The organism is Streptomyces huasconensis (assembly GCF_021028635.1).
GTDB lineage: Bacteria > Actinomycetota > Actinomycetes > Streptomycetales > Streptomycetaceae > Streptomyces > Streptomyces huasconensis.
The window spans coordinates 4612435-4627185 of record NZ_CP086119.1; the positions used below are offsets into that span (position 1 = coordinate 4612435).

Consider the following 14751-nt stretch of genomic DNA (forward strand, 5'->3'; position numbering starts at 1 on the left):
ATATGCGTCTGAGGAGAATAACGCTTCGTACAGGCAGCGCTACACCCAGTTGCTAAAATCACCGATTACGACGCTTCTGTAACTGAACGGAGTCGGATCAAGTGCCGGAGAGTGAGCGGATGTTGATCGGAACGGTTCACATTCCGTCGCCACGCGGGGCGTGTTGTGGCCGAGTTCAACCACCGCGACTGGCCGCGCGCGGGGCGGGGTAGGACCGGGGAATGCGTGCTGACCGGCCGTCTTCGAGGGGGGTGGGTCAGCGGCGGCGGCGGCGGCGGTGCAGGGCGATGGCCGCGGCCGTGCCGCCCGCGAGCGCGCCGACGCCGGCTGCGGCGGGGATGCCGACCTTCGCGGCCTTGCGGCCGGTGCGGTAGTCGCGCAGCCGCCAGTCCCGCTCGCGGGCGTGCTTGCGCAGCTTGGCGTCGGGGTTGATCGCGTAAGGATGGCCGACGAGCGAAAGCATCGGGATGTCGTTGTGCGAGTCGCTGTACGCGGCGCAGCGGGCCAGGTCCAGGCCCTCGGCGGCGGCCAGCGCGCGCACGGCCTCGGCCTTGGCGGGGCCGTGCAGGGGTTCGCCGACGAGCTTGCCGGTGTAGACGCCGTCGACGGACTCGGCGACGGTGCCGAGGGCGCCGGTCAGGCCGAGGCGGCGGGCGATGACCGTGGCGATCTCCACCGGGGCGGCGGTGACCAGCCAGACCTTCTGCCCGGCGTCGAGGTGGGCCTGGGCCAGGGCGCGGGTGCCGGGCCAGATGCGCTCGGCCATGTACTCGTCGTAGATCTCCTCGCCGATGGTCATCAGCTCGGTGACGCGGTGGCCCTGGACGATGGACAGGGCGCTGTCGCGGGCGTCCTGCATGTGCTCGGGGTCCTCGACGCCGGCGAGCCGGAACCACGCCTGCTGCCAGGCGAAGCGGAACAGCTCCTGGCGCTCGAAGAACTTGCGCTTGTAGAGCCCGCGGCCGAAGTGGAAGATCGCGGCGCCCTGCATCACGGTGTTGTCGAGGTCGAAGAAGGCGGCGGCCTCCACGTCGCCGACGACGGGGAACTCCGGCTCGCCCGGGCCCGCCGCGGGCGCGGCCTGTCCGGCGAGCGCCTCCAGCTCCTGGGAGGTCTTGCGGGCGGCCTCGGCGGAGGCCTCGCCTGCCAACACGCTCCGCGCCGTGGCGGAGCGCCTACGGGGGGTGAGCCATCCGAGAGCGGCCATGTCGTGAGCATAGCCAGTTCGTTCGGTGGTTCCGGAGTCGGACGGATGTCGGGGAACGTGAGGCCTTGTGAACTCTTCGCGGCCGGCCCGTGGAAGGGCCTTCGCCGGGTTCTCCGCCGGGCGCGTCGGCGGGGCGAGAATAGGGGCATGAGCCCGATTTTTCGTCGTACGGAGAAGAAGAAGCCCGCGGATCGCACGGTCACCCTGATCGGGAAGCCGGGCTGTCATCTGTGTGATGACGCACAGCTGGTGATCGAGAAGGTCTGCGCGGAGGTGGGCGCCGCCTGGGAGAAGAAGGACATCACGCAGGACGAGGAGTTGCACCGGGCCTACTGGGAGCAGATCCCGGTGGTCCTGGTCGACGGGGAGCAGCACACCTTCTGGCGCGTGGACGAGGCGCGGCTGCGGCGTGAGCTGGCCGGCTGACGCGCCGAAGCTACTGACCGGGTAGTCCAAAGTCGCCGCGAAGTCGTTTACGCTTTGGGGCGGTTTTGGTCTCGGGGGCGATGATCGTGAGGAGAGTGTGCGGTTTTGCCCCCATCCAGTGAACAACGGCGCCGCCCGCGCTCCGGTTCCACGAACGTGCGCCGGGGGCGCGTGACCCCGGTCACGTTGGCCGGGCAAAACGGACACAATCTTTGTGCACGCGTTCACAAAGACATAGCCTGCATTCGACGGGGCGGTCTGGGGACGTGTGACCGCCTACAGCCCCGCTCTACCCGCAGGAGCACCGTGGCAACTGGCCGAACTCACCGACCGGCGACCCGCAGCCGAGGGATTCCCGAGGCCACCGTCGCCAGGCTTCCGCTGTACCTCCGAGCCCTCACGGCGCTGTCGGAGCGCTCGGTGCCCACGGTCTCCTCCGAGGAGCTCGCGGCCGCCGCGGGGGTCAATTCCGCGAAGCTGCGCAAGGACTTCTCGTACCTCGGTTCGTACGGGACGCGAGGCGTCGGCTATGACGTCGAGTATCTCGTCTACCAGATCTCCCGTGAACTGGGTCTGACCCAGGACTGGCCGGTTGTCATCGTCGGCATCGGCAACCTCGGGGCCGCGCTGGCCAACTACGGCGGGTTCGCCTCGCGTGGTTTCCGGGTCGCGGCGCTCATCGACGCCGATCCGGCAATGGCCGGAAAGCCTGTCGCCGGGATGCCGGTGCAGCACACCGACGACCTCGAGCGGATCATCGAGGACAACGGCGTCTCCATCGGCGTCATCGCCACCCCGGCCGGTGCCGCGCAGCAGGTCTGCGAGCGGCTCGTCGCCGCCGGTGTGACCTCCATCCTGAACTTCGCGCCGACCGTGCTTTCCGTGCCGGACGGCGTCGACGTGCGCAAGGTCGACCTCTCCATCGAGCTGCAGATCCTCGCCTTCCACGAGCAGCGCAAGGCCGGCGAGGAGGCCGCCGCCGACGGCGTCGTGCCGCCCGTCGCCGCCAAGCAGCAGCGCAAGGGACCCGACGGGGACGTCCCCGCCGTGATGCCGGCATGAGTCTCCTGGTCGTAGGGCTGAGCCATCGCAGCGCTCCGGTGAGCGTCCTGGAGCGGGCCGCGCTGCCCGTGGACGCGCAGGCCAAGCTGCTGCACGACAGCGTCGCCGCCGAGCCCGCCGCCGAGGCGGCCGTGCTCGCCACGTGCAACCGCATCGAGCTGTACGCCGACGTCGACAAGTTCCACGCCGGTGTCGCCGAGCTGTCGACGCTGCTCGCGCAGCACAGCGGCGTGGGCCTGGAGGAGCTGACCCCCTACCTGTACGTGCACTACGAGGACCGTGCCGTCCACCACCTCTTCTCGGTGGCGTGCGGGCTGGACTCGATGGTGGTCGGCGAGGGGCAGATCCTCGGGCAGATCAAGGACGCCCTCGCGCGCGCCCAGGAGCTGCACACCGCGGGCCGCCTCCTCAACGACCTCTTCCAGCAGGCCCTGCGGGTCGGCAAGCGCGCCCACTCCGAGACCGGCATCGACCGGGCCGGGCAGTCGCTGGTCACCTTCGGCCTCGAACAGCTCGCCGTCCGCACGTCCGTCGAGACCTGGGCCAAGGGCAAGCGCGCGCTGGTGATAGGCGCGGGCTCCATGTCCTCGCTCGCCGCGGCGACGCTCGCACGGGCCGGGGTCGAGGAGGTCGTGGTCGCCAACCGCACGCTGGAGCGCGCCGAGCGGCTGGCGGAGATCCTGGGCGAGCAGGGCGGCACGGGCGTGAGCGCGCGTGCCGTGCCGATGGACCAGGTGGCCCACGAACTGACACGTGCCGATGTGGCGGTGTCCTGCACCGGCGCGACCGGTCTCGTACTGACGGCGGACGCCGTGGTGGCGGCCGTCGAGGGGCGCGTCCCCGCGGACAGCCGCCCCGGCGACGTACCGGCGCAGACCAGGAGCGGGTCCGCCGGCCAGGCCGCGCACTCCACCGTCGCCGACGACGGCTGCCCCGTCGACCTCACCGCCCCGCGTGGCTTCTCCGTCGCGGGCGAGGCGGCCGTCGCCGGCATGGACGCCGCCTCCCTGGAGCAGCACGCCGCGTGGGTGGACAACGCCCCGGCCGAGCGGCGCGAGGTCCACCACAAGCCGGTCGATCCGCAGGCCGAGGCGGACGCCATCGCCGCGCTGGTGGCCGCCGCGCGGGTCACGGGACGTCTGCCGGAGCGGCGCAAGCCCGTGTCCTCGGCGGGTGCCGCCCGCCCGGCCGTGCTCGCGCTGCTCGACCTGGCCATGCCCCGTGACATCGACGCCGCCGTGCACCGCGTGCCCGGCGTACGGCTGGTCGACATCGAGTCGCTGGCCGAGGCCTCGGCCGACGCCCCCATGGCCGCCGACGTCGAGCAGGTGCGCGGCATCGTCGCCGACGAGGTCGCCGCCTTCGGCGCCGCGCAGCGTGCCGCGCACATCACGCCGACCGTGGTCGCCCTGCGCACCATGGCCGCCGATGTGGTGGCGAGCGAGATCGCGCGGCTCGACGGACGGCTGCCCGGCCTTGAGGACAAGCAACGCGCGGAGATCACGCAGACCGTGCGCCGCGTCGTGGACAAGCTGCTGCACGCGCCGACGGTGCGGGTCAAGCAGCTGGCCGGCGAGCCGGGCGGCGCCGGGTACGCCGACGCGCTGCGCACGCTCTTCGACCTCGACCCGCAGACGGTCGCGTCGGTCAGCCGTGCCGACCACTTGAACAGCGCGAACAGCGTGATTGACGCGAACGACACGAACCACGAGAACAACGAGAACCACGACCCGAATAGAGGCCGGGCATGACCGAGAGGGCTCTGAGGCTCGGGACCAGGCGCAGCAAGCTGGCCATGGCCCAGTCGGGCCAAGTTGCTGATGCGGTACGGCAGTTGACCGGCCGCCCCGTCGAGCTCGTGGAGATCACGACGTACGGCGACACCTCGCGCGAGCACCTGGCGCAGATCGGCGGCACCGGCGTCTTCGTCGCCGCCCTGCGCGAGGCGCTGGTCCGTGACGAGGTGGACTTCGCCGTGCACTCGCTCAAGGACCTGCCCACGGCGCAGCCCGAGGAGCTGGTGCTCGCCGCGGTGCCCAAGCGCGAGGACCCCCGCGACGTGCTGATCGCGCGTGACGGACTGACCTTCGCCGAGCTTCCCGAGGGCGCCCGCGTCGGCACCGGTTCGCCGCGCCGCATGGCGCAGCTGAACGCCTACGCGCGCAGCCACGGCATGACCATCCAGACCGTGCCGATCCGCGGGAACATCGACACCCGCATCGGATACGTACACAAGGGGGAGCTCGACGCCGTCGTGCTCGCCGCCGCCGGACTGAGCCGCATCGGCCGGACCGACGAGGTGACCGACTTCCTGTCGGTCGACACCGTTCTGCCCGCCCCCGGCCAGGGGGCACTGGCGATCGAGTGCGCCGCGCACAACGCGTCACTCGCCGCCGCGCTCGCCGAGCTCGACGACCCGTACACCCGGGTCGCCGTCACCGCCGAGCGGTCCCTGCTCGCCGCCCTGGAAGCCGGTTGCAGCGCGCCCGTGGGCGCCCTGGCCGACCTTCCCCCACTCTCGGCTTCGCTCGAGCGGGGGGACCCCCATGCCGACGAACAGATTGTCAAGGAAATGCGCCTGCGCGGTGTCGTCGGTACGCCCGACGGCTCGACGCTGGTGCAGCTGTCCACCACCGGTCCCGTGCCCGAGACGGAGACCCGAGCCATGGCGCTGGGCCGCGAACTCGCGGTCGAGATGCTCGCCAAGGGCGCGGCCGGTCTGATGGGGGAGCGAGCACTTTGAGCCCCACCTCGAACCTTCCCGGCACTCCCGCACACGGGCACGTCACCTTTCTCGGTGCCGGACCCGGAGATCCGGGACTGCTGACCCTGCGCGCCGTCGAGGCGCTGGCCCGAGCGGATGTGCTGATCGCCGAGCCGGATGTTCTCGATGTCGTCCGTGTGCATGCCAGGGGAGGTGTGGACACACCTGGGCCGACGGTCGCTGACGACGCGTCAACGACCGCGGACACGGCGACGTTCCGAGTCGCCACCAATCTTGTCATGGAGGCCGCGAGGGGTGGCAGGCGGGTCGTGCGCGCGGTCAGCGGCGACCCCGGCCTCGACACCCACGCGGCGGAGGAGATGCTCGCCTGCGCCGCCGAGGGGATCTCCTTCGAGGTCGTGCCGGGCGTCGCGGCCGCGGTCGGTGTGCCCGCGTACGCCGGTGTGCCGCTGCGTGACGCGCAGGGCGCGGACGTCCGTTTCATCGACGCCCGCACCGCCTCGGACCGCTGCTGGAGCGAGGTCGGCGCGTCCGACGGCACCGCGGTGGTCTCCACGTCGCTTGACTCCGTCGCGGCCACCGCGGGCGAGCTGGTGGCCGCGGGCCGCAAGCCGGACACCCCGATGACGGTGACCGTCGGTGGTACGACGACGCGCCAGCGCACCTGGAACGCGACGCTCGGCACCATCGCGCAGGTCCTCAAGCAGGCGAAGGTGCTGCCCTCGCCCGAGGGCGGCCGGCCCGTCATAGCCGTGGTCGGCGAGCGTTCCGCCGCCGCCCAGCGCGACCAGCTGTCGTGGTTCGAGTCGAAGCCCCTCTTCGGCTGGCGTGTGCTCGTACCGCGTACGAAGGAGCAGGCGGCCTCGCTCTCCGACCAGCTGCGGTCCTACGGCGCGGTGCCGCACGAGGTGCCGACCATCGCCGTCGAGCCGCCGCGCACGCCCCAGCAGATGGAGCGCGCGGTCAAGGGCCTGGTCACCGGGCGGTACGAGTGGATCGCCTTCACCTCCGTCAACGCCGTCAAGGCGGTGCGGGAGAAGTTCGAGGAGTACGGGCTCGACGCGCGTGCCTTCGCCGGGATCAAGGTCGCGGCCGTCGGTGAGCAGACCGCCGCCGCGCTGATCGCCTTCGGCGTGAAGCCGGACCTGGTGCCGAGCGGCGAGCAGTCGGCCGCGGGGCTCCTGGCGGACTGGCCGCCGTACGACCCGGTCTTCGACCCGATCGACCGGGTGTTCCTGCCGCGGGCCGACATCGCCACCGAGACGCTGGTCGCGGGGCTGATCGATCTGGGCTGGGAGGTCGACGACGTCACCGCCTACCGGACCGTGCGCGCCTCGCCGCCGCCGGCCGAGACGCGGGAGGCGATCAAGGGCGGCGGCTTCGACGCCGTGCTCTTCACGTCGTCCTCCACCGTGCGCAACCTCGTCGGCATCGCCGGCAAGCCGCACAACGTGACCGTGATCGCCTGCATCGGTCCCGCCACCGCGAAGACCGCGGAGGAGCACGGGCTGCGGGTGGACGTCATGGCCCCCGAGCCGTCGGTGCACAAGCTGGCCCAGGCGCTGGCGGACTTCGGTGCGCGGCGGCGGGACGCGGCGCTGGACGCCGGGGACCCCGTGACACGGCCGAGTGAGCGACGGCCCGGTTCGCGCCGGCGACGCACCGCGCCGTAGGTTCTTGTGGGCGGGCCTTCGGGCCCGCCCACAACGACATCAGCAGCACGCAGCACGAATCCAGGTGACGTCAGTGACGAAGTACGGATCTTTCCCCGGAACGCGGCCGCGGCGGCTGCGCACGACGCCGGCCATGCGGCGCATGGTCGCCGAGACGCGGCTGCACTCGGCCGATCTGATCCTGCCCGCGTTCGTGCGCGAGGGGATCAGCGCCCCGGTGGAGATCGGGGCCATGCCCGGCGTCGTCCAGCACACCCGCGACACCCTGAAGAAGGCGGCTGTCGAGGCGCTGGAGGCCGGGGTCTCCGGGATCATGCTCTTCGGTGTGCCGGAGGAGTCGAAGAAGGACGCCGTGGGCACGCCGGGCACCGACCCGGACGGGATTCTCCAGCTGGCGATCCGCGATGTGCGGGCCGAGGTCGGTGACGAGCTGATCGTCATGTCGGACCTGTGCCTGGACGAGACGACCGACCACGGGCACTGCGGTGTGCTGGACGCCGAGGGCCGCGTCGACAACGACGCGACGCTTGAGCGGTACGCCGAGATGGCGCAGGTGCAGGCCGACGCGGGCGCCCATGTGGTGGGCCCGAGCGGCATGATGGACGGTCAGATCGGGGTCATCCGCGACGCGTTGGACCAGGTCGGCCACGAGGACGTGTCGATCCTCGCGTACTCGGTGAAGTACTCGTCGGCCTTCTTCGGGCCGTTCCGGGAGGCCGTGGGCTCGTCCCTCAAGGGCGACCGCAAGACGTACCAGCAGGACCCGGCCAACGCGCGGGAGGCCATGCGGGAGCTGGCGCTCGACCTGGAGGAGGGCGCCGACATGGTGATGGTCAAGCCGGCCGGGCCCTACCTCGACATCCTCGCGAAGGTCGCCGACGCGGTGGACGTGCCGGTGGCTGCGTACCAGATCAGCGGCGAGTACGCGATGATCGAGGCCGCCGCCGAGCGGGGCTGGATCGACCGGGACAAGGCGATCATGGAGTCGCTCACGGGCATCAAGCGCGCGGGCGCGAACATGATCCTCACGTACTGGGCGACCGAGGTGGCGCGGCAGCTGTGACCCCGCGCCGGACGCCCCTTGACCTGAAGTTCGGTTGAGGTCGCAGGGTGGTGTGCACAGGGCCCGAGGGGGCCCGTCCGAGGAGGACGAGATGCGCGCCGTTGTTCTGCACGAGATCGGGCCCGCCGAGAACCTGCGGTACGAGACCTGGCCGGACCCCGTCGCGGGGCCCGGCCAGGTCCGCGTCGTCGTGCGGGCGGCCGGGGCGCACTTCGTCGAGACGGTGATGCGGGCGGGGCGGGCCTCCGACAAGGCGCCGCCGCTGCCCGAGCTGCCGGCGGTCCTCGGCGGTGAGGTCGCGGGCGTCGTCGACGCGGTCGGCCCCGGCGTCGACGCCTCCTGGCTCGGCCGGCCCGTCGTGACCGCGCACGGTGCGCCCGGCGGGTACGCCGAGCTGGCGGTCGCCGCCGTCGACGCACTGCACGCCGTGCCGGACGGGCTCGGCTTCGAGGACGCCGTGACCATGGTGATGACGGGCGCCACGACCCTGGGACTGCTCGGCACCGCGCGACTGCGCCCGGACGACGTGGTGGTGGTGACGTCCGCGGCCGGGGGCGTGGGACGGCTCGTCGTGCAGTACGCACACGCCCTGGGCGCCACGGTCGTCGGGGCGGCGGGCGGCCCCGGCAAGGTCGAGGCGGTGCGGGCGCTGGGCGCGGACGTCGCCGTGGACTACAACGTGCCCGGGTGGGCCGGCTCGGTCCGCGAACAGCTCGGCGGGCGCGCGGTCACCGCCGTGCTGGACGGTGTCGGGGGCGAGAAGGCCGCCGCCGCCTTCGAGTTGATCGGTGAGGGCGGGCGGTACGTCGTCATCGGCTGGTCCTCGCAGGAGGCGTTCGAACCGGCGCCGCGGGTTCTCGCCGGGCGCGGCATCGCGTACGTCAACGCCCTGATGGAGCTGATCGGGCACCCCGAGGAGGGGCCCGCGCGGGAGCGTGCCGCTCTGGAGGCCGCCGCCAAGGGGGAGTTGGTGCCGTCCTGGCAGGCGTTCCCGCTGGCGCGGGCGGCCGAGGCGCACGCGGCGATGGAGCGGCGGGAGACCACGGGCAAGGTGGTGCTCGTCCCCTAGGCCGTGCCGGAAGACGGGCCCGGCGGGCCGTGTCAGAAGGCGGGCCCGGCGTCTTCGAGGCGGCGCGTGCGGTAGCTGTCGGCTTCCAGGGTGATGACGTCCGCGTGGTGGGCCAGCCGGTCCACCGTGGCGGACGCCGTCGCGCTGTCGCCGAGGACCTCGTGCCAGCGGTCCAGGGGGAGGCTGCCGGTGACGATCAGGGAGGCGCGTTCGTAGCGGTGCGAGACGAGCTGGAAGAGGAGGTGGGCGACCTCGGGGTCGAAGGGCACGTAGCCCACCTCGTCCACGACGAGCACCGGGTACGCGTCGAGCCGGGCCAGTTCCTGGCGCAGCCGCCCCGCGGCCTTGGCATCCGCCAGCCGGGTGCCCCACTCGGCGGCGGTCGCGAACAGCACCTGGTGACCGGCCTGGCAGGCCCGTACGCCCAGGGCGACCGCCAGGTGCGTCTTGCCGGTGCCGGGGCCGCCGAGCAGGACGACGTTCGCCTTGCGGGTGACGAAGTCGGCCTTACCGAGCCGGTTGATCACCTGCGGCTCGGGTGCCCGCAGCCGCCCCTCGTCGAACATCTCCAGGAGCTTGCGGGACGGGAACCCGGCGGCCTCGATGCGCTCCTCGGCACCGCTCGCCCCCGGCTGCGGCGCCCCGGCCTCCCCGGGTCCCCGCTGGGCGGGGATGACCACGGCCGCCCGCGACTCCTCCTTCGCGGTGCGCGCCCGGGCCTCGTGCGCCGCCATGGGCCCGGACATGTACGCGAGGATCGCCGCGGAGGCGATGAACGCCATGTGGATGACCGTCCCCCACAGCAGGTCGTGCCGGGGCGTGTGGTGCACGTCGACGAACATCTGGAGCAGGTGCACCGACGAGATGCCCACGATGGCGGTGGCCAGCTTGACCTTCAGCACGTTCGAATTGACGTGGGACAGCCACTCGGGCTGGTCCCGGTGGCCCTGGAGGCCGATCCGCGAGACGAAGGTCTCGTACCCCCCGACGATCACCATGATCAGCAGATTGGCGATCATCACCACGTCGACGAGCTTGAGCACGGCGAGCATGACGTGCGTCTCGTCCGCCTGGCCGCTGATGACGTGGTGGATGAGGTGCCACAACTCGTTGAAGAACTTGTAGACGTACACGCCCTGGGCGGCCACCAGGCCGAAGTACAGGGGCGCTTGGAGCCAGCGGGTGGCGAAGAGCGCGCACCCCAGCGTGGTCATGTTCGAGGGGGGTGTGACGGAGCGGGACACGAGACCTCCAACGGCCGTGAGGCTCGCCATTGTTGTGGACCGGCGCCGACTATCTGAATTCGTGCCACCCGTTGGGGTTAATAGAAATCCAGTCGGACCGGTCCCCCTCGGCAGTACCCGCGCCCTCGGTGGTCCTCAGTCCTTCTTGATCAGGGTGACGAGGCGGGAGAGGCCGTCGGCGGCGTGGCCCTCGTCGATCGAGCGGTCCAGGAGGGCCTGGAGCGGCTCGAACAGGTCGGTGCGCAGGCCCTGCTGGGCGAAGGTCGTCAGGAAGTTGGGCAGCGCGGCCTGGTTGACCGCCAGCGACGACACGTCCGTGAGGTGCTGCCCGGAGTCCAGCGCCTCGGCCATGCCGGGCACGAGTCCGTCCGTCATCGCGTTCACCCAGTCCTTCAACAGCGGCGCGAAGTCGCGGGCGGGGACGCCTCCGCTGCCGATCAGCGCGTAGGCCTGGGCGACGCCCATCACCATGCCGTACATGCCGGTGAGCAGGGAGAGGTCGTACAGCGCGGCGGCGCCGGGGTCCTTGCCGACCCACTTGGTGTCCGCGAGGGCCGCCAGGGTGGGGCGGTGCGTCTCGTACGCGTCCTCGTCGGTGCCGCTGTAGAGGATGTACGCGGCGGGCGTGGCGATCATCTGCGGGACGGCCATGATGCCGCCGTCGATGTACGTGATGCCGCGGCCGGCCGCCCACTCCGCCAACTCCCTTGCCTGGGCCGGAGTTCCGTTGGTGAGGTTCACGACCGTGCGGCCGGCGAGCGCGTCGGCCTCGGCCTCCAGCAGGCCGCGTACGTTGTCGTTGGTCGTGAGGCAGACGATCACAAGAGGGCTGGCCGCGATGGCCTCGGCCGCCGTGTCGGCCGGGGTCGCGCCCTGGGCGGCCAGGGGGCCCGTCTTGGAGGCGGTGCGGTTCCACACGGTCGTGTCGTGGCCCGCCTTGAGCAGGGCGGCGGCGAGGGCGGTGCCCATCAGGCCGAGGCCGAGGACGGTCACGGAGGCGCGGTGTTCGGTGCTGCTGGGCACGGGGGCTCCTTCAGAGGCGTTGTTCCGGGGATGTCTCTGATCTTCGCGGGGCCCTAGGGAGCGGACAAGTACGGACTAATTAGTGCGGTACTTACCTACTGGTGTGTGTGCTGGTCAGGGAGGTGGGCCGGGTGTCCGGGGTGAGGGTCGGGACGGGTCCGGTGGGTCGGCCCTGGAGCGTCACCGCTCTCCCGCGGTTCGGAGACCGGCCGGATTCCGGCCGGGGTCGCCGTGCCCTCGTCGCGCAGGCCGATGCCGTCGCTGCTCGCGCACGCCGTCACGGACAGGGTCGCGACCACGACGGCGGTGGCGGCGAGGAGGCGGGCGGCGAGATCCGAACGGGGTTCATCGGTTCGGGGCATGGCTCGGGTCCTAGGTGTCGTGCGGGCAGGGGCGTGTCCGCCTGGACGGTCGGCGGGAGCGGCGTGCTTGGATGGCCACAGCTTGTGCGGCCGGGTGTCCCGGCCGCCAGAGGCGGCGGGGAACGGGGGACGCTGGAACACCCGCGCCTGCTTTGACCTGGGGGGATGGCCTCCTCCTGGAACGCGGTACTGGAATGGGGAGGACGGCACATGGGTTCGCTCGCGGAGCTGCTGCGGGAGCTCAAGGGGCGGTCGGGGCTCAGCTACGGGGTGTTGGCGAAGCGGCTGCACATGAGTACGTCGACGCTGCACCGGTACTGCAACGGCGACGCGGTGCCGGTGGAGTTCGCGCCCGTGGAGCGGTTCGCCCGGCTCTGCAAGGCCTCGCCCGATGAGCTGGTGGAGGTCCACCGGCGGTGGATTCTGGCGGATGCCGCGCGCGGGCGTAAGGCGGAGCCCGCCGAGGGGCGGGCGGGTGCGGAGGCGGAGCCGCCGAGGCCCCAACAGCCGCAGCCGGAAAAGGAGTCGGAGCCCGAGCCGCACCCCGAGCCCGAGCCCCAGTCCGAGCCGCAGCCCGAGTCCGACTCCACGTCCGCGATCCGGCCCGAGCCGATGCCGGGGCGCGCCAAGCGGCGCCGTGCCGTCGCCATCGGCGCCGCCGTCGCCCTGGTCGTCGGGGCCGGCTCCCTCGCTCTCGTGCTGAACGGTGCCGACGACGGCGGTGGCGGGCGCGAGCGCGCCACGGGCGTCTCGTCGTCGGTCGCTCCCCACGACTCCCCGGGGGACCTGTCCGGCAAGGGCGGACGCGAGGACAGCGCCGACGGGCGCGGGAAGAAGGGCGAGCCCGCCTCCTCGCCCTCGGACAAGGACGCCAAGGGCGGCAAGGGCAAGGAGGGCCCCGCGCGCCCCGACACCTCCCAGGACACCGGCAAGGGACCCGCGGCCGCGGGCGAGGGCAGGAGCGATGACCTCGGCGCGCCGATCACCGCCCGCACCAGGCCGTACGTCTACGAAAGCCCCTGCAGCCAGCGCTTCCTGGTCAACCGGAAGCCGAACCAGGTGCCCCAGCCGCCGGCCGTCGAGCAGGACGCCCCCGGCTGGGCCGCCGACCTCGGCGCAGTGTCGGCGGGCGAGCAGCTCGTCGAGGTCACCGTGCAGGGCCTGGGCAAGGACACCGTCGTACTCCAAGGCATGCACGTCCGCGTGCAGAGCACCAGTTCGCCGCTGGCCTGGAACGACTTCCAGATGGGTGTCGGCTGCGGCGGCAACGTCTCCACCAAGTCGTTCGCCGTCGACCTCGACGACGGGACACCGACCCTCACGCCCAAGGCGGGGCAGCGCGACTTCCCGTACAAGGTGAGCGAGAGCGACCCCGAGGTCTTCTACGTCAAGGCCAGTACCGAGGCGCACGACGTCCGCTGGTACCTGGAGCTGGAGTGGTCGAGCGGCCGACGGCACAACGTGCTCCGCATCGACGACCAGGGCAAGCCGTTCCGCACCAGCGGCAACGAAGGGCGCCCCACGTACGGCTGGCCACTCGGCGGCTCCAAGTGGGAGGCCCCGCTGGCCAGTTGAGGCCCGGGCGGAGGCGCCGCGTCCGTATCGCGGAACGGCGTGTGTAGGCGGCAGGCACATGCTTAGGGTGCGGGCAGAGCCAGCCGTCCCAGCCGAAGGAGCCGCCGCCGTGACCGTCACCGAGCCCGCCCGCACCGCCGCCCCCCTGCCGCCGCCGGCCGCGCGCGCCGCCGCGGTCGGGGGCTCGCCGGTACGGGACATCCTCGCGGTCACCGCGCGGCCCGAGGTCATCAACTTCGCGGGCGGCCTGCCCGCCCCCGGCCTCTTCGACAGTGCGGGCATAGCGGCCGCGTTCCGCGCGGTGCTCGAAGAGACGCCCGAGCGGGCACTCCAGTACTCGACGACCGAGGGCGAACCCGCGCTGCGCGCCGCCGTCGCCGCGCGCACCGCCGCGCGGGGCCTCGCGACCGACGCCGACGACGTGCTGATCACCACCGGGTCGCAGCAGGCGCTGTCGCTCCTCGCGACCGTGCTGATCGAGCCCGGTGACACCGTCCTCGTCGAGAACCCCTGCTATCTCGCGGCGCTCCAGGCCTTCGCCTTCGCGGGCGCGCGCGTGGTGCCCGTGCCGTGCGACGAGGCCGGTATCGACCCCGCCGCCCTGGACGAGCTGGTCGCCCTGCACCGGCCGAAGCTGCTCTACACCGTCCCCACCTTCCAGAACCCGACCGGCCGGACCCTGCCCGCGGCTCGGCGCGCCGCGGTCGCCGAGGTCGCCGAGCGGCGCGGGGTGTGGATCGTGGAGGACGACCCGTACGGGGAGCTGCGGTTCGAGGGCGAGCGGGTGCCGTGGATCGCCACGTACCCGGGGGCCGAGGACCGCACGGTCCTGCTCGGCAGCTTCTCCAAGGTCATGGCGCCGGGCCTGCGGCTGGGCTGGCTGCGGGGGCCCGCGGCGCTGCTGCGGGCCTGCGTCGTCGCCAAGCAGGCGGCCGACCTGCACACGCCGACCGTCAACCAGCTGGCGGCGGCGCGGTACCTCGCGGACGCGGACCTGGACGCCCATGTCGCCCGCGTGGCGGGGGTCTACCGCGAGCGGCGGGACGCGATGCTGCTCGGCCTCGCGGAGGCGTTGCCGGAAGGGTCGCGCTGGGTCCGGCCCGAGGGCGGCATGTTCGTCTGGGCGAAGCTGCCCGAGGGGTACGACACGGGGGAGTTGCTGCGCGGTGTCGTCGCGCACGACGTGGCGTACGTCCCCGGGGCGCCGTTCTTCGCGGGGGAGCCGGACGTGTCCACCCTGCGGCTGTGCTTCGTGACGCAGTCCCCCGACGAGATCGCCGAGGGACTGCGGAGGCTCAGGGGCGCGCTGGTGGCGTGACGGG

At 72.4% G+C, this 14751-nt stretch carries 13 protein-coding genes; 9 read left to right on the forward strand and 4 right to left on the reverse strand.

The features are described from left to right. Window positions 1–256: 256 nt before the first annotated feature. The gene (locus tag J2N69_RS21060; protein WP_230902158.1) at window positions 257–1207 is read right to left on the reverse strand and encodes an HAD family hydrolase; all 951 of its coding nucleotides are present in this window, start codon (window positions 1205–1207) and stop codon (window positions 257–259) included. A 147-nt stretch (window positions 1208–1354) separates the two neighbouring features. Between J2N69_RS21060 and J2N69_RS21065 the strand changes: the two genes are divergently transcribed. From J2N69_RS21065 to J2N69_RS21095, 7 genes are all read left to right on the forward strand, one after another. Continuing rightward, on the forward strand, window positions 1355–1633 hold the full coding sequence (locus J2N69_RS21065) for a glutaredoxin family protein (RefSeq protein ID WP_230902159.1): 279 nt from the start codon (window positions 1355–1357) through the stop codon (window positions 1631–1633). A 306-nt stretch (window positions 1634–1939) separates the two neighbouring features. Next, a complete protein-coding gene (locus tag J2N69_RS21070) occupies window positions 1940–2695 on the forward strand; it encodes a redox-sensing transcriptional repressor Rex (protein ID WP_223776037.1) in 756 nt (251 codons plus the stop codon). Beyond that, the gene (locus J2N69_RS21075) at window positions 2692–4446 is read left to right on the forward strand and encodes a glutamyl-tRNA reductase (protein ID WP_230902160.1); all 1755 of its coding nucleotides are present in this window, start codon (window positions 2692–2694) and stop codon (window positions 4444–4446) included. Before J2N69_RS21070 ends, J2N69_RS21075 begins: the two co-directional genes overlap by 4 nt. Then, window positions 4443–5438: a hydroxymethylbilane synthase gene (gene hemC, locus J2N69_RS21080; protein ID WP_230902161.1), complete on the forward strand. Its 996-nt coding sequence runs from the start codon at window positions 4443–4445 to the stop codon at window positions 5436–5438. The genes J2N69_RS21075 and hemC overlap by 4 nt, the downstream gene beginning before the upstream one ends. Then, window positions 5435–7093: a bifunctional uroporphyrinogen-III C-methyltransferase/uroporphyrinogen-III synthase gene (locus J2N69_RS21085; RefSeq protein ID WP_230902162.1), complete on the forward strand. Its 1659-nt coding sequence runs from the start codon at window positions 5435–5437 to the stop codon at window positions 7091–7093. The genes hemC and J2N69_RS21085 overlap by 4 nt, the downstream gene beginning before the upstream one ends. Window positions 7094–7166: 73 nt before the next feature. Then, entirely contained in the window at window positions 7167–8156 is a 990-nt protein-coding gene (hemB, locus tag J2N69_RS21090; RefSeq protein WP_230902163.1) for a porphobilinogen synthase, read from the forward strand. Window positions 8157–8247: 91 nt separating this feature from the next. Continuing rightward, complete coding sequence (locus J2N69_RS21095) at window positions 8248–9225, forward strand: zinc-binding dehydrogenase (RefSeq protein WP_230902164.1); 978 nt, start codon at window positions 8248–8250, stop codon at window positions 9223–9225. 32 nt (window positions 9226–9257) lie between these two features. Here J2N69_RS21095 and istB read toward each other — a convergent pair whose 3' ends face one another. The 3 genes from istB to J2N69_RS21110 form a co-directional block, all read right to left on the reverse strand. Continuing rightward, complete coding sequence (gene istB / locus J2N69_RS21100; RefSeq protein WP_230902165.1) at window positions 9258–10439, reverse strand: IS21-like element helper ATPase IstB; 1182 nt, start codon at window positions 10437–10439, stop codon at window positions 9258–9260. A 165-nt stretch (window positions 10440–10604) separates the two neighbouring features. Continuing rightward, window positions 10605–11492 (reverse strand): NAD(P)-dependent oxidoreductase, encoded by an 888-nt coding sequence (locus J2N69_RS21105; protein ID WP_269075619.1) that lies wholly within the window; start codon window positions 11490–11492, stop codon window positions 10605–10607. Window positions 11493–11587: 95 nt separating this feature from the next. After that, window positions 11588–11854: a hypothetical protein gene (locus J2N69_RS21110; RefSeq protein WP_230902166.1), complete on the reverse strand. Its 267-nt coding sequence runs from the start codon at window positions 11852–11854 to the stop codon at window positions 11588–11590. A 210-nt stretch (window positions 11855–12064) separates the two neighbouring features. Between J2N69_RS21110 and J2N69_RS21115 the strand changes: the two genes are divergently transcribed. After that, a complete protein-coding gene (locus J2N69_RS21115) occupies window positions 12065–13429 on the forward strand; it encodes a helix-turn-helix domain-containing protein (protein WP_230902167.1) in 1365 nt (454 codons plus the stop codon). Between the two features lie 109 nt (window positions 13430–13538). Beyond that, on the forward strand, window positions 13539–14747 hold the full coding sequence (locus J2N69_RS21120; protein WP_230902168.1) for an aminotransferase-like domain-containing protein: 1209 nt from the start codon (window positions 13539–13541) through the stop codon (window positions 14745–14747). Window positions 14748–14751: the final 4 nt, after the last annotated feature.

Excerpts from the sequence above, each read along its gene's own strand:
- J2N69_RS21060 (WP_230902158.1), bottom strand. The coding sequence starts at position 1,207 with ATGGCCGCTCTCGGATGGCTCACCCCCCGTAGGCGCTCCGCCACGGCG.
- J2N69_RS21065 (WP_230902159.1), top strand. The coding sequence starts at position 1,355 with ATGAGCCCGATTTTTCGTCGTACGGAGAAGAAGAAGCCCGCGGATCGC.
- J2N69_RS21075 (WP_230902160.1), top strand. The coding sequence starts at position 2,692 with ATGAGTCTCCTGGTCGTAGGGCTGAGCCATCGCAGCGCTCCGGTGAGC.
- hemC (WP_230902161.1), top strand. The coding sequence starts at position 4,443 with ATGACCGAGAGGGCTCTGAGGCTCGGGACCAGGCGCAGCAAGCTGGCC.
- J2N69_RS21095 (WP_230902164.1), top strand. The coding sequence starts at position 8,248 with ATGCGCGCCGTTGTTCTGCACGAGATCGGGCCCGCCGAGAACCTGCGG.
- istB (WP_230902165.1), bottom strand. The coding sequence starts at position 10,439 with ATGACCACGCTGGGGTGCGCGCTCTTCGCCACCCGCTGGCTCCAAGCG.
- J2N69_RS21110 (WP_230902166.1), bottom strand. The coding sequence starts at position 11,854 with ATGCCCCGAACCGATGAACCCCGTTCGGATCTCGCCGCCCGCCTCCTC.
- J2N69_RS21115 (WP_230902167.1), top strand. The coding sequence starts at position 12,065 with ATGGGTTCGCTCGCGGAGCTGCTGCGGGAGCTCAAGGGGCGGTCGGGG.